General features: G+C 60.7%; 11 protein-coding genes and 1 tRNA gene. 6 read left to right on the top strand and 6 right to left on the bottom strand.

The genetic code is table 11. The annotated features are described in order from the left end of the window. Nucleotides 1-101: 101 nt before the first annotated feature. Both KX816_06470 and KX816_06465 read right to left on the bottom strand, forming a co-directional pair. On the bottom strand, nucleotides 102-608 hold the full coding sequence (locus KX816_06470) for a prolyl-tRNA synthetase associated domain-containing protein (protein QXQ07657.1): 507 nt from the start codon (nucleotides 606-608) through the stop codon (nucleotides 102-104). An 8-nt stretch (nucleotides 609-616) separates the two neighbouring features. Continuing rightward, nucleotides 617-1,993, bottom strand: a complete 1,377-nt coding sequence (locus KX816_06465) for an L-serine ammonia-lyase (protein ID QXQ07656.1) — start codon at nucleotides 1,991-1,993, stop codon at nucleotides 617-619. 129 nt (nucleotides 1,994-2,122) lie between these two features. On the opposite strand from KX816_06465, the gene KX816_06460 reads away from it, so the two are divergent. Continuing rightward, complete coding sequence (locus tag KX816_06460) at nucleotides 2,123-3,091, top strand: LysR family transcriptional regulator (GenBank protein QXQ07655.1); 969 nt, start codon at nucleotides 2,123-2,125, stop codon at nucleotides 3,089-3,091. Nucleotides 3,092-3,150: 59 nt separating this feature from the next. On the opposite strand, the gene KX816_06455 is transcribed toward KX816_06460, so the two are convergent. Further along, a complete protein-coding gene (locus KX816_06455) occupies nucleotides 3,151-3,783 on the bottom strand; it encodes a DUF1134 domain-containing protein (protein ID QXQ07654.1) in 633 nt (210 codons plus the stop codon). 110 nt (nucleotides 3,784-3,893) lie between these two features. Between KX816_06455 and KX816_06450 the strand changes: the two genes are divergently transcribed. The 4 genes from KX816_06450 to KX816_06435 all read left to right on the top strand — a co-directional run bounded on the left by KX816_06450 (nucleotide 3,894) and on the right by KX816_06435 (nucleotide 7,280). Continuing rightward, nucleotides 3,894-5,195 (top strand): UDP-glucose/GDP-mannose dehydrogenase family protein, encoded by a 1,302-nt coding sequence (locus tag KX816_06450; GenBank protein ID QXQ07653.1) that lies wholly within the window; start codon nucleotides 3,894-3,896, stop codon nucleotides 5,193-5,195. A 69-nt stretch (nucleotides 5,196-5,264) separates the two neighbouring features. Beyond that, nucleotides 5,265-5,353, top strand: a tRNA-Ser gene (locus KX816_06445). A 168-nt stretch (nucleotides 5,354-5,521) separates the two neighbouring features. Continuing rightward, nucleotides 5,522-6,898: a site-specific integrase gene (locus KX816_06440; protein QXQ07652.1), complete on the top strand. Its 1,377-nt coding sequence runs from the start codon at nucleotides 5,522-5,524 to the stop codon at nucleotides 6,896-6,898. Between the two features lie 46 nt (nucleotides 6,899-6,944). After that, nucleotides 6,945-7,280: a hypothetical protein gene (locus tag KX816_06435; protein ID QXQ07651.1), complete on the top strand. Its 336-nt coding sequence runs from the start codon at nucleotides 6,945-6,947 to the stop codon at nucleotides 7,278-7,280. Nucleotides 7,281-7,721: 441 nt separating this feature from the next. Here the strand turns inward: KX816_06435 and KX816_06430 are convergent, their stop codons facing one another. From KX816_06430 to KX816_06420, 3 genes are all read right to left on the bottom strand, one after another. Then, a complete protein-coding gene (locus tag KX816_06430; protein QXQ07650.1) occupies nucleotides 7,722-8,276 on the bottom strand; it encodes a hypothetical protein in 555 nt (184 codons plus the stop codon). Between the two features lie 594 nt (nucleotides 8,277-8,870). Further along, nucleotides 8,871-9,356, bottom strand: coding sequence for a hypothetical protein (locus KX816_06425; GenBank protein ID QXQ07649.1), 486 nt, complete (start codon nucleotides 9,354-9,356; stop codon nucleotides 8,871-8,873). 1,307 nt (nucleotides 9,357-10,663) lie between these two features. Then, entirely contained in the window at nucleotides 10,664-11,338 is a 675-nt protein-coding gene (locus KX816_06420; protein QXQ07648.1) for a recombinase family protein, read from the bottom strand. A 662-nt stretch (nucleotides 11,339-12,000) separates the two neighbouring features. Between KX816_06420 and KX816_06415 the strand changes: the two genes are divergently transcribed. After that, the gene (locus tag KX816_06415; protein QXQ07647.1) at nucleotides 12,001-12,846 is read left to right on the top strand and encodes a hypothetical protein; all 846 of its coding nucleotides are present in this window, start codon (nucleotides 12,001-12,003) and stop codon (nucleotides 12,844-12,846) included. Nucleotides 12,847-13,155 lie beyond the last annotated feature (309 nt).

Here is a 13,155-nt window from a genome sequence, read left to right as displayed (position 1 = left end):
TCGATCTGAGGCGGGCGACAGGTCGGGGCGATGGCCGGTGGCCAAAATCCCTGTGAGTTTGTCGCAAGCGCCGTAACGATTGGCGAGATTAGAATTGCTAATCACGACGCCGGCAGGACCGTCGGAATGGTGGCGACGACGGGCGTGTGGCGCCAGTGCGTGAGGGCCCTGACGAGGTCCGCCCCGGAAAGGCCGATCGTCGAGGTGTTGCGCAGCGGGTGGACGTTGACCCGGCTCGCACCGGCGACGGCGGCATCGAGAACGACCGTCACTGCGCGACCCTCATCGTTGATCGCCGCAAGTGGCGTCACTGCACCGGGCGTGACGCCGAGCAGCGCGACCATGTCGTCGGCCTTGCCGAACGAGACCTTCTTCGCCCCGATGACCGCGGGCAGCGCCTTCAGGTCGACGCGCGCCTCGGCCGGCACCGTGACCAACCAGAAGCGGCCACCGGCGTCCTTAAGAAACAGGTTCTTGGTGTGCAGCCCGGGCATCGTGTCGTGCAGGCCGGCGCTTTCATCGACGGTGAACACCGCCGGATGCTCGACCTGGACCAGGTCAATACCCAATGCCCGGAGGTCAGCGATCAGTGCCTGCTCGTCCGCCATATTCCCCCTCAGCACTCGACGACGTTGACCGCGAGACCACCGCGCGAGGTTTCCTTGTACTTGCTGCGCATGTCGAGCCCGGTCTGGCGCATCGTCTCGATGACCTGGTCGAGGCTGACGAAGTGCGAGCCGTCGCCCATCATCGCCAGCCGCGACGCGTTGACCGCCTTCGCCGCGCCGATGGCGTTGCGCTCGATACAGGGGATCTGGACCAGCCCACCGACGGGGTCGCAGGTCAGCCCGAGGTTGTGCTCCATGGCGATCTCGGCAGCGTTCTCGACCTGGGCGTTGGTGCCGCCGAGCGCCGCGGTCAGCCCGGCGGCGGCCATCGAGCAAGCGACCCCGACCTCGCCCTGGCAACCGACCTCGGCGCCGGAGATCGAAGCGTTGCGGCGGTAGAGGGCGCCGATCGCGGTCGCGGTCAGCAGGAAGCGTCGGACCCCGGCGCGGTCGCCGCCGCAGATCGTCTGGTAGTAGCGGATGATCGACGGGATGATGCCCGCGGCGCCGTTGGTCGGCGCGGTGACGACACGCCCGCCGGCGGCGTTCTCCTCGTTGACCGCGATCGCCCAGACGTGGATCCAGTCGAGCGCCTCGAGCGCGTCGAGGATGTTGCGGCCGTGGCGCTCGGCGATGCTCGCCGCGAGGCCGGGCGCGCGGCGCTTCAGGTTGAGGCCGCCGGGCAGCGTCGCTTCGCCGCCGACGATGCCGGCATCGATGCAGTCCGACATCGCGCCGGCGATTCTGTCGAGGCTCGCTTCGATGGCTTCGAGAGGTTGGCTGACCAACTCGTTGGCCAGCATCAGGTCGGCGATGCCGAGGTCCGCCGTCGCCGCGACCGACAGCAGTTCGGCACCCGTCGTGAAGACGTACGGAAGGACCGGCCCGGTCGCGACCGGCACTGCGCCCTCGGCCTCGTCCTCGTCGACGACGAACCCGCCGCCGGTGGAGTAATAGTGCCGGCGCAGCAGGACGCAGCCGGCGGCATCCAGCGCCTCGAACGCCATCGCGTTGGAGTGGAACGGCTGGCGGCGGCGCATGTGGAAACGGATGTCGACCGCCGGATCGAACGGCACCAGGTGATGCCCGAGCAACGCGAGGTGGCCGGTCGTGCCGACGTCGGCGATGATCCGCTCGATGCGCAGCGCGGAGGTGTCCTGGGGGGTCTCGCCGGCGAGCCCAGCGATCAGCGCGACGTCCGACTTGTGGCCCTTGCCGGTCAGCGCCAGCGATCCGAACAGGTCGCAGCAGACGCGCGCCGTGCCGTCCAGTAGCCCGCTCGCGACGAGGTATTCGGCAAAGCGCCGTGCCGCCACCAGGGGCCCGGTGGTGTGCGAGCTGGAGGGCCCGACCCCGACCTTGAACATCTCGGTGACACTGATCATCACGCCCCCTCGCCAGTCTGACTAGACGGTCTGCGCTGCACCGCAACCGCAAGGCTGGCGATTAGCGTCTCTTATGGTTAGGTGAAGCGGAAGCGATTGCCGGAAGGCGCGCAGGGGACCGGTGACCCGATGAAGCTGCCCTCGGGATTCGATCTCAACTCGGTCGAGGTGTTCATGCTGACCGCCGAGTTCGGCGGCATGACGCAGACCGCGCAGCACCTCGGCACGACTCAGTCGGCGGTCTCGCAGACGATCTCCAAGCTGGAGGCGGCGCTCGGCGTGCGGCTGTTCGACCGGGGCATGCGGCCGATGGCGCTGACCCCGAGCGGCAAGCTGCTGCTCCGCGACGGCTCGCAGCTGATCGCCGATGCCAAGGCGCTGGCCCGCGAAGTCCGCGACGGCGGCGAGCGGCCGGCCGAGTGCGTGACGCTGGCGATGGCCGAAAGCATCGCCAACCACCTCACCGCCCCGCTCCTTCAGACGATGGGCGACCGCGCCGTCCGCTGGCAACTGCGGTCGGGCATCTCGCTGCTCCAGCACCACGAGTTCCTCGCCCGCAAGCTCGACATGCTGATCACCGGCAGCAGCCAGCTCGAGGACGTCCCCGAGATCGAGCATTTTCCGATCATGACCGAGGAGTTCGTGCTGGTCGCGCCGGCCGAACATCCTGGCGATCTCGAGCCGATCGAGGCGCTGGCCGCGTCCCTGCCCTTCATCCGCTATTCGCTGCTCTCCGCGATGGGCCAGACCATCGAGCGCCAGGTGACGCGCATGCGCTTGCGCCTCGCCAACGTCATCGAGGTCGATTCGACGATGCAGCAATTGTCGGCGGTCGCGGCCGGGGTGGGCTGGAGCATCACCACGCCGCTGTGCCTCGCCAGCCACATGGAGCTGCTGCCGCGGCTCCGGGTCATGCCGATGGGCAAGGCGCAGTTCCGGCGTCAGGTCCAGCTGCTCGTGCGCCGCGGCGAGTTCGGCAGCCTGCCTAACGACATCGCGATGATGGCCGCCGCGACGCTCCAGACCACCTGCCGGGAGCAACTGACATCGGCGCTGCCGTGGGTCGCGACGGTGCTGACGTGGCCGAAAATGGTATGATAAAACGCGTCTAGGCGTCCAAATGCTACCATTCCGACGCCGCTAGAGGTGAACCAACGTCACAGCGGCACCTTCTTCAGCTCATGCGTGAAGTTCAAATAGCCCGCGCTGATCCCGAGGCGCAGCCCGACGCCCAGCTTGATCGGCACCAGCACGACGTCGTCGCGCTGCAGGTAGTTCGCCCCGAAGCCCCCGACGAAGTACGCCTTGCCCTCGGCGGCGGGGTAGCGCTTGTACAGGTCCTCGGTGTTGTTGAGGTTGTAGACGAGGATGAAAGTCCGCGACGCGTCCGCGCCCGCGTCGAAGCCGACCGATGGCCCGGTCCAGAACACCGGCAGCTGGCCCTCGACCTTGTGGAACAGGGTACCGCTGCCATAGCGCAGCCCGACGATGAAGGCACCGCCCGCCTCGCGCCCGACGATGTAGCCGTTAGGTTCGCCGCGCTCCCGGAAGGTACGCTGGATGATCTCCGCCAAGCCCTTGGCACCGCGCCCGAAGACGTCCTCGGCTGCCGACAGCACGTCCGGCTGGGCGTAGGTCGGGCTCGATCCGATAGGGGCATTGGCCGGTGCCGCGGCGACGCTGGTCGGTCGCGCCGCACGCTCGGGATCGCTGCATCCGGCGAGAAGCGCCAGGGGGACCGCAAGGGCAAGGGCTAGACGCATCAAGCTTCTCCGAACAGGATCATGCATCAGCCAATAATCGGGCTGAACCGGTGATGTCCAACCTTCCCACACCGCACCGCAGCCTGTAACCCCCGGCACGGTCGAGCCTCAATACGTCGAGCAAGGAATCAATCAGCATGCAAGTGGCGATGATCGGTGCGGGTTATGTCGGTCTGGTGTCGGGGGCGTGCTTTGCCGACTTCGGCCACGATGTCTGCTGCGTCGACCTCGACCCGTCCAAGATCGATGCCCTCAACGCCGGCGTCATGCCGATCTACGAGCCCGGGCTGGCGGAGTTGGTCAACGGCAACGCCCGCGCCGGCCGCCTTACCTTCACCACCAACCTGACGGAGGGCATCGCCAAGGCGGACGCGGTGTTCATCGCGGTCGGCACCCCATCGCGGCGCGGCGACGGTCACGCCGACCTCAGCTATGTGCACGCCGCAGCCAAGGACATCGCGCGGGCGATGACGCGCTACACCGTCATCGTCACCAAATCGACGGTCCCGGTCGGCACCGGCGACGAGGTCGAACGCATCATCCGCGAAGCCAATCCCAATGCCGACTTTGCCGTCGTCTCGAACCCCGAGTTCCTGCGTGAAGGCGCCGCGATCCAGGACTTCAAGCGCCCCGACCGCATCGTCATCGGCACGGACGACGAGCGCGCCCGCGCCGTGATGACCGAGCTGTACCGCCCGCTGTTCCTCAACCACTCGCCGCTGCTGTTCACCGCGCGCCGTACCGCGGAGTTGATCAAGTACGCTGCCAACGCGTTCCTCGCGACCAAGATCACCTTCATCAACGAGATCGCCGACCTGTGCGAGGCGGTCGGAGCGAACGTCCAGGACGTGGCGCGTGGCATCGGCCTCGACAACCGTATCGGGTCCAAGTTCCTTCACGCGGGCCCGGGCTATGGCGGCAGCTGCTTCCCCAAGGACACATTGGCGCTGATCAAGACCGCGCAGGACTTCGGCACGCCGGTGCGGATCGTCGAGGCGGTCGCCAACGTCAACGACATCCGCAAGCGCGCGATGGCCAAGAAGGTCATCACCGCCGCCGGTGGCGACGTGCGCGGCAAGACCGTCGCGATACTGGGCCTGACCTTCAAGCCGAACACCGACGATATGCGGGATAGCCCCGCTATCGCGATTATCCAGGCGCTCCAGGACGCCGGTGCCGTGATCCGCGCCTACGACCCCGAAGGCACCGAGCAGGCCAAGCTGGTGCTCAAGGACGTCCACTATGCCGACAACGCCTACGACGCCGCTGCCGGGGCCGAAGTCGCGGTGCTGGTCACCGAGTGGGACGCCTTCCGCGCCCTCGACCTCGACCGCATGAACGCCGTGATGGCGAACCCCGCGATCGTCGACCTGCGCAACGTCTACCGCCCCGAGGAGGTGCGCGCGCGGGGCTTCACCTACACCAGCGTCGGTCGATAAGCGCACGGCATTGTCCAAACGAGCGTTGACCCGTCGCGACGGCTGCGGCATAGCCCCCGCTCCGCGCCGGGAGTCGTGGGTGAGTGGCTGAAACCAGTAGTTTGCTAAACTGCCGATCTGGGTAACCGGATCCGAGGGTTCGAATCCCTCCGACTCCGGGGCGGTGTTACAAGGCTTTGAAAAGCCAAGTAATCCCGCCCTTTCAATGGCTTAGAAAGGCAATGTGCCCTGTGTCTGCTACACTTGGAGCGGAGCGGGACGACATGCCAACGGGCCTAATCAGACGCGACGGACGGTACTCTACACGCCGGGTAATCCCGACAGACTTGCGGCCCAGCTACGGCGGTAAGCGGGAGATAGTCCGCGCCCTCAAGACGGCGGACCCTTCCTCTGCAAGGCAGCTACACGCGCTCGAATGGGTCAAGCTGGACCGGGAGTTCACTATCAAGCGCCTCGCCCTTGGCACAGCAGCCGGGCCGGAAGCGTCGGAGCCGAGAACCCCTCGCTCCCCTCAGGTGGCGGCACGGTTAAAGGCAGCGTGGGAGGACTATGAGCGCGAGCAGATTGAGCAGCCCAGCGACAGTGACGAGGAAGATCCATTAGCCCAGCGGGTCGCTGAGGGTATCGAGTGGCGGCTAGCGGTTCTGGCTGAGGAAAGGGCGGAGGCTAAGCGGCTGGCAAAGGCTGAGCGCAATGCTGCGGTGGTCGGGCTGCTACTCCCTGCCATTGTGGACAAGTGGGCCGGTGAGATTAAGCCCAGCCTAAAGATAATCGAGACTACGGGTAAGACCGTCGAGGATTTCTATGCGGTAGTCGGGGTGCTTCCCGTCACTGCCGTCACCAAGCAGCACGTCATCGCCTTCAAGGATGACATGGTAGCCAAGCAGCAGCATCCGGCTACGGCGAACGGGAGGTTGAACCGTCTGCGTATCGTGCTGCGCTACGCCGTCGCTAACGCCATGATCCCGCATGATCCGTCCGCAGGGATACGACTGGCAAGCAAGCGGTTGGCGAAGGATGCTCGTACCTCATACGACGCCAAGGCGCTTGCGGCTGTGTTCGGTAGCCCTGTCTACAAGGACGGTGCGCGCCCTGAGGGTGGCAAGGGAGAAGCGGCTTACTGGCTGCCAATCCTAGGGCTGTACACGGGAGCGAGGCTGAACGAACTGGGCCAGCTTCGACCGGTTGACGTGGTAGAGGAAAGCTACGTTGGCGATAACGACACGGAACAGATGGCGTGGGTGATCCGCCTAGTATCCGATAGCGCGGCTGGTCTGCGATTAAAGACACTGAGTAGTGAGCGCCGTATTCCGGTACACTCCGAGCTTGTGCGCCTTGGCTTCCTCAAGTTTGCTGCGGACGCTAGGGCCAATGGACAGGCGAGATTGTTTCCGGGGCTAAAGGGGGACCGCTTCGATACAATCACAGCGAACTGGTCTAAGTGGTACGGCGGCTATCTTCGTAAGGTTTGTCTTGTTACAGATAAGCGCATCGTATTCCACAGCTTCCGGCATACTTTCAAGGAAAATGCCCGGTACTCCCAGCTTGCACCAGATGTGCAGAATGAGATTACCGGCCATGATACTGGCAACGTAGCAGATGACTACGGCGGCTTGTCTTACCCGCTCCATCCTCTTGTTGAGGGGATGGCTAAGTACAAGGTCCCCCGGTTCGATCCGCTTCCGCTCAGCCATTATGCGTAGTTGGTCGTTTTAGATAATCTTATTCAGAGAACAAGGGTTATGGTAGATGCGGCTATTAGCGAAGACAACTGCTTGTATTGTCGCCTCGCTGATGTTCGCAGCACCGGCTCTAGCTGTGCGGGTGTTCGGCCCAGCGAATAACTCCTGCGGTAAGTGGACCGCAGACGCCAGTAATCAGACCTATAGGTTGATGGAGGTTGGGTGGGTTTCTGGCTTTTTGACCGGCGCGAGCATGGTATCCAGCGGCACCATAGCATCGAGCGCCGACGTGGAAGGAGCGTTGGCATGGATCGACAAGCGCTGCGTTGATCGACCACTGGACAGCATTGCAATGGTTGCGCTGGAACTGCTTGCGCAACTAAGCAAGAAACCAGACCAATAAACCTTACTGATAGAGCGCGGTGGTTCCGGCCGGGCAAACGGTAACACGTCGGCACTGTAGCCGTAAGTATCCAACTCGATGCGTGGTGAAGCTTACAGTCGCATAGTCATCGCTGTCCACGGGGATAACCGTAACCGCACCGGCTGTACCTATGAAAAGCTCAGCGCAGTAGTTAGCGAGGTCAAGGGCTGAGCCTGTAATAGCAATAGCCCTACGTGCAGTCTAGTTACGTGCTTGATGCTTATATATATATCAGTACGTCGAATACTGGCCGTCAAGTACGACATTAGGGTTTCCATTGGTTGAATGTTGGTAGAGGGTTGGCAGCGCGGCAGGCTCAGAGGGGCCGTACAGCGCGTTCGTGAGTTAGCGGGGGAGATTATGCCACTCGCCAAAGGATGGCACTCAGCGGGCCTCCCTGTCGCTCCCCGGTATGCCGCCCTAAGACGACGGGGGCATGTCGATGGCTGGCCCGGTGTAGCTCAGCGGCACCCCTGTCTGGCAAGCCAGTGCCTCCCCGGACTTCGAGGGACGGAAGCCCGCTCCCCCGGACTGGGCTGGATTAGTGAACGAGCGGGGCTGTTCAACTACAGGTGCAGCGGCGGGGGTAGCAGCGGGGTTAGCCTCCGCTTCCCCCTTGGCATCCTCCCGCACGTCCAGCGCATCCATGTCCGCCTCGATCATAGGGGTAAGCGCGTTCAGCCCGCTTTCGTCCCCGGTCGCATTGTAGTGGTGCAAGGCCGTGTCGTACTTGGCTAGGGTCGCCGCATCGCTGGCCAGCACTAGCCGGGTGATCCGCTGCAACGTACCGCTAAGGGCCGGGGTGGATGCGGCGAAACTATTCAGCGCCAGTTCGTAGGCTTTCCTAGGGTCATGCCCGCTAGCCATGTGAGTACGAGCGGTACGGGTGACGAACGAGGCATCTCCCCCGCTGGCATGGATAGTGGCGAGTGCTGCATTAACAGTGATACGGTGTTTATGACTTAGAGCGGACATGCCGCAGTCTCCTTTGTTATATCTAGGGTGGCCAGATGAATGACCATGTTCGTGACTAGCTGATAGGTGTGTTTGATGTCGCCAGCAGTAGGTTCGTGCATACCGGCGCGTTGGCAGTCTACGATAGTCTCAGCGGCTACACGTAGGGCTTCTTGTCGATTGTCCTCTGTGAGGTCGTCCAGTGCAAACCTTATGGCATTGTCCGGATAGACGGGGAAACCAAGACGCTTACGATCATGGAACATACATAGGCGGACAGCGAGGCTAGCAACGTCATACGGGTTGCTTAGCTGGTCAGTGCCATAGGACTTCAATAGCCATCGCGATACTGGGGACCACAGGGTATCAATGATGCCAGCCTCAGCATGGATGCCAAGCCTACTGCCAAGGTCCTCTAGCGTGTCGGGGAAGATCTTATAGGCTACCCAGCCAACGCGATTAGCCGTGTCATAGGCCGGGGCTGGGTGGATGATGCCAAGGTCCAGCGGGTCCCGGTCAGCCACGGGGACAAACTTCCGCATCATCTTAAGGTCAAACCGCTGCTGAGAACCCTTCCGCTTAGCGGCTCCGCTCACTGGGTGAGATACCCGCGCTTCATGCCGATATGGTAGACGTCCATAGCCTTCTGAGGATCGCCGGGAGCGAGGGCCAGGATGATGGGGGGAGGACATGGGGCTTCTCGCTCATCAGGTATTCATAGACTTCTCCCGGCAGGGCAGCGAAGCCCTCAACGCTGTGGTCCATGAACACGCTGTCATGGATAGTGTGGTCGTAGGTCAGCGCTTCGTAAGTGATGTTGTAGGCAGCGGCCAAGGCTGAGCCGTTGGAGTTGCTGCCATGAGCCACAGTGATGATGATGTCCCGGAAGCGGGCGAACACAGCCCTACGATCCGCCAAAACCTTATCGGCCATGGCAGCGGCGAGCTTATCCTGAGCGTCCCCGAGTTCGATAGACAGCCGGGCTGCGTTCGTCTCGGCATCCTTCAAGCGGGTAAGCAGCGCCACATCCGCGCTTGTCTCATTCAGGGCAGCCGTGAGGGACTGCACGTAAGCGGTCAGGTCGTTGAGGTCATTGGTCATTGGTTCTGTTTATCCGAAGGTTTCATTGAATAGACCAAGGCCGTTGCCCTCTGGGCTAAGCGCAATAGGCGCGACGTAGTTCGGCTTACGGGGAGCCATCGTCATAGGCCGGGGCTGGGGATTGTCAGAGGTATAAGCAGCCAGCACGTCCCTAGCGGGAGTACGTCCGGGCTTCCTACGCGTAGCCCAATCAGGCACCGGGATACCCAGCAGTTCCAATGCAGCACGGAGGCCAATGGTTACACGCCGGTCAGCACGTGAGAAATAGGCTTCCGCCTCAGGGCTATGGATTACCGCGTAGTCGATAGTGATTGTATGCATAAGCTCCATTCGATTTGTTAAGGTGGATTGTGTCCTGAAATATACAGGGTAGTATTAGTCCCGCGATATATAGAGATGGCCCGCGTACAAGCCCGCGCATGTATGAGCTTAACCGCAGGTAGGATTATCCTGCTGCCATCCTGTAAGTAAGCCCCGGCTAACCGTAGTCTCAAAGCGCCGTTCAATGAGAGTACGTTATGGTATGTCCTAGGAAGATCCATCCATTAGTATAACCGGGGCTAACTTACAGGATTAGCGTAATCTAGTAGATCGTATGAAACCTTAGTAATTGAATAGCTTCTGAACCCTGCTTAGAAATGTCCAACTACCCCCGCGTATGCGTACGTGACGCCCGCGTATATAGTCTATGATATTACCGAGATTTAGGCAGTAAGATAGCTAGGTAGAATACTCGCTATCATAACATCTGGTATACCATGGGTTTACCCTTGGCTAACCCTGTAGATAGGTTCTTAGTATTAGCCGGGTATTGTAGTTCTGATGTTACCATAGTCATTCATCAGGGTAGTTGCCTAGCTGCTATCCGGTCATGTCATGATCTGTTATGATCTAGGATCAGCAGATAGAGAGGCTAGGGCTAGCCAAGGGTATACCTTAGTGTAACCCGCTTATCTCTACCCAATCAATAGATGCAGCTTACCATGGTGGTAATTGCAGCCGTCCGGTTAGCCGGTAGATACCTGCGAACAGTAATGCTCCTATTTAGAATGGTATCAATCGGTCTCTGTGTGGTATGGTATCGAATCGCCAATCAGTCCCTGTTATCCGCTTACAGCCCCGGTCATCCTCAACGATCCGGCGCGCGTCAACTGCTCAGCCTCAGGCCATGTAGTCCAGCTATCCTAGTCCAATGCCCTCAGAGCCACAGAGAAGCCCGCTCAGCGCTTTCCCATGATTGGGGAGGGATTGGTGCCAGCCGCACCCCTCCCGGTGCTGTAGGATGCCTCTGAGCCTGTCTGGCTGGGCTATGCCGTGGGAGCCATCCGACTGATAGCGCGATGCAGGTTTGAGACGTGCCACTTGCCCCCGGCTGGCGAGGGCACGCCCTGCTCATTCAGGGATGCCACTATGGCCCTCAGGGTTAGACCCTTGGCCTTTAGCTCCATGATCGCAGGGACTGAGGGCGCTAGCCGCTCTACCGCAGCAGCCTTATTAGCAGCGGCCAATACCTTGCCGTGCTTACCGAGTATCTGGCCACGGTCCTTCGCTGCCTTCAATGCTGCAATGGTCCGCTGGGATATGACTAGCGCCTCCTTCTCAGCGAGGGCAGCGTACAGGTGCAGCATGAAGCGGTCAGCATCCGGCATATCCGCTACAGCGAAGTCCACCCCGGTTTCCATTAGCCCTGAGATGAAATGCACGTTGCGGGCCAGCCGGTCCAGCTTGGCGAATACGAGCTTGGCCTTACCCCGCTTAGCCTCAGTGAGGGCAGCGAGTAGCTGAGGGCGCTTGGCTAGCGCGTTGGACCCCTTGCCGGTTTCAACCTCTAGGTATTCCCCGACTAGCTCTAGGCCAGTGTCAGCAGCGTACCGAGCTACAGCAGCCCGCTGAGCCTCTAGCCCTAGACCGCTGCGGCCCTGCCTATCCGTGGATACCCGTAGGTATGCGATTGCCGTGGTAGCCTTGTAGATCGAAGCCATATCAGCCCTGCCCTGTTCACATGTCTACCGTCGTATACCCATGAACAACTATGTAAAGCAAGTCCCGAAATGACTGGCTTGCAAGCCCGCTCAGCGTCCCCGGCTGGACCCGCCATGATCCGCCAAGACTGAGCGCCAGCCCTGCCCGTGGCCTTCCCTACCCGGCTGAGTGGCACCGTGGCTGGCTGGGCTGACAGAGGGGGGGCACGGGGGCCACACGCGCGCTCGGACTTGCAGTTGCCCCCTCGCGTAACCACACCATTTTCAGGTCGCTTGCCCCCTGAGGAAGCGCGGGATAACCCTGTGATTACGCGAGGTTCGCCCCGCTCTACGCAACGCTACAAAGCACCGGCTAACTCCCCGGCAAACTTGTGATAGGCGGGGGTTCGGAACGCTTCAACGGCTTATGCACTCCGTTCGTCGCACCTAAGCTTAGTGCGGCAGAGAAAGCACACTATCGGAAGCTCGCCATTTTCAGGTCGTTAGCGAGCCGCTAGGCTAATCCTATGGATCAGCAAATTATTCCCCCTGCCGCAAACGCCTCCCAGACTTTCAAGATAAGGTTCCGCTTTCGTGTTGGAATACGCCTAGACATTGAGCGCAAATCATTCCCATTTCGGATAGCAGGCTACCGAGCCAAGTTAGTTCCTCGCACTGGCGATATGCTGATCCGTGATACTGATTGGCTAGTGGTAACTATAAGGGGCCTAAGAAGCGAGGAGGATGCGAGGCAGCTTGGCATAAGACTTCAACGGTCATCATCGATCGCCGCATCATTTCAGCGCATAGGTATCGATGTTGGGGAGAACGTCGCAACGAGTAATTTTGCCGACTCTATCAAGGATACTATATTCAAAGATTTTGGGCTTAAGATGCTCGATGATGTTCATGGTGTTACAGTCTATCCAAATACGCCGCATACTGTTATCACGGCTTCAGGGGGCATCGTCACAGCATTCACGAAAGCCAGTGGCACGCTTACCCATATCGAGGCCTTGCTCAGTCAAGTCGAGATAGCAGACGCTCCTGAGTATCAGGCGGTGTTACTGATGAATGCAGCGATGATGAACATTGACGCATTGGCTAGAATGGTGCTGGCTATATCCGCAGTTGAGCTACTTGCTACTGGTAGCGGCTGGACAGAGGCGCAGACCTTATCGATTGGCCGCCTTATTGACGTAGCCGAGCAAGATTGCGAAGTCCCGCCTAGCGAGTTGACCGATCTGATAAAAGTTCTAAGCAGGCTTCAAAAACAGAAGTCTATAACAACGGGCATTAAGCTGCTTCTAACGACGTTGGGACTCGAAAGTCTTAAGCCGCGTTGGGATAAACTGTATGGCCAGAGAAGTGCTGTGTTCCATGCTAACAAGTACATGTCAGCGTCTCAGCGTACCGTGGGTGCAGACGATGTTCTGAGCATATGCGGTAGGATTGTACTTGCAGCCCTTCAAGCTAAGCATCCCAGCGTACAGATTGGTTATGAAGCCCAGTATCCGCTTAGCGCCTGAGCATAGCGCTTGTGCCACCGATGAAAACTGCTACACTTTTCACTCGAAACTGTAGCGCTGGATAACAGCTAAGCCATTGGTTTCGTTGGGATAGACGACTTTCCCTCCGACTCCGCCAAGCGCCCTGCTTCAGGGTGCTTCTGCTGTCTCTAACACCCTGTAGTTTAGGTTTTGGGCTCAGGTTGGCTCTCAGTTGCAATGTCGGTGTCTCATCCGAGCGCACCCTGCTCAGGGGCATTTTAGGCTAGCGAAAAAAGCGCAACCCGGATGCTGGCTAATCCAGCCGTCCGCAAGGCGACCCAACGAGAG

The sequence above is a fragment of the Sphingosinicellaceae bacterium genome (genome assembly GCA_019285715.1).
GTDB lineage: Bacteria > Pseudomonadota > Alphaproteobacteria > Sphingomonadales > Sphingomonadaceae > Glacieibacterium.
Note: the sequence above shows the minus strand (reverse complement) of the source record. Positions and strands in the feature narration are given on the sequence as shown.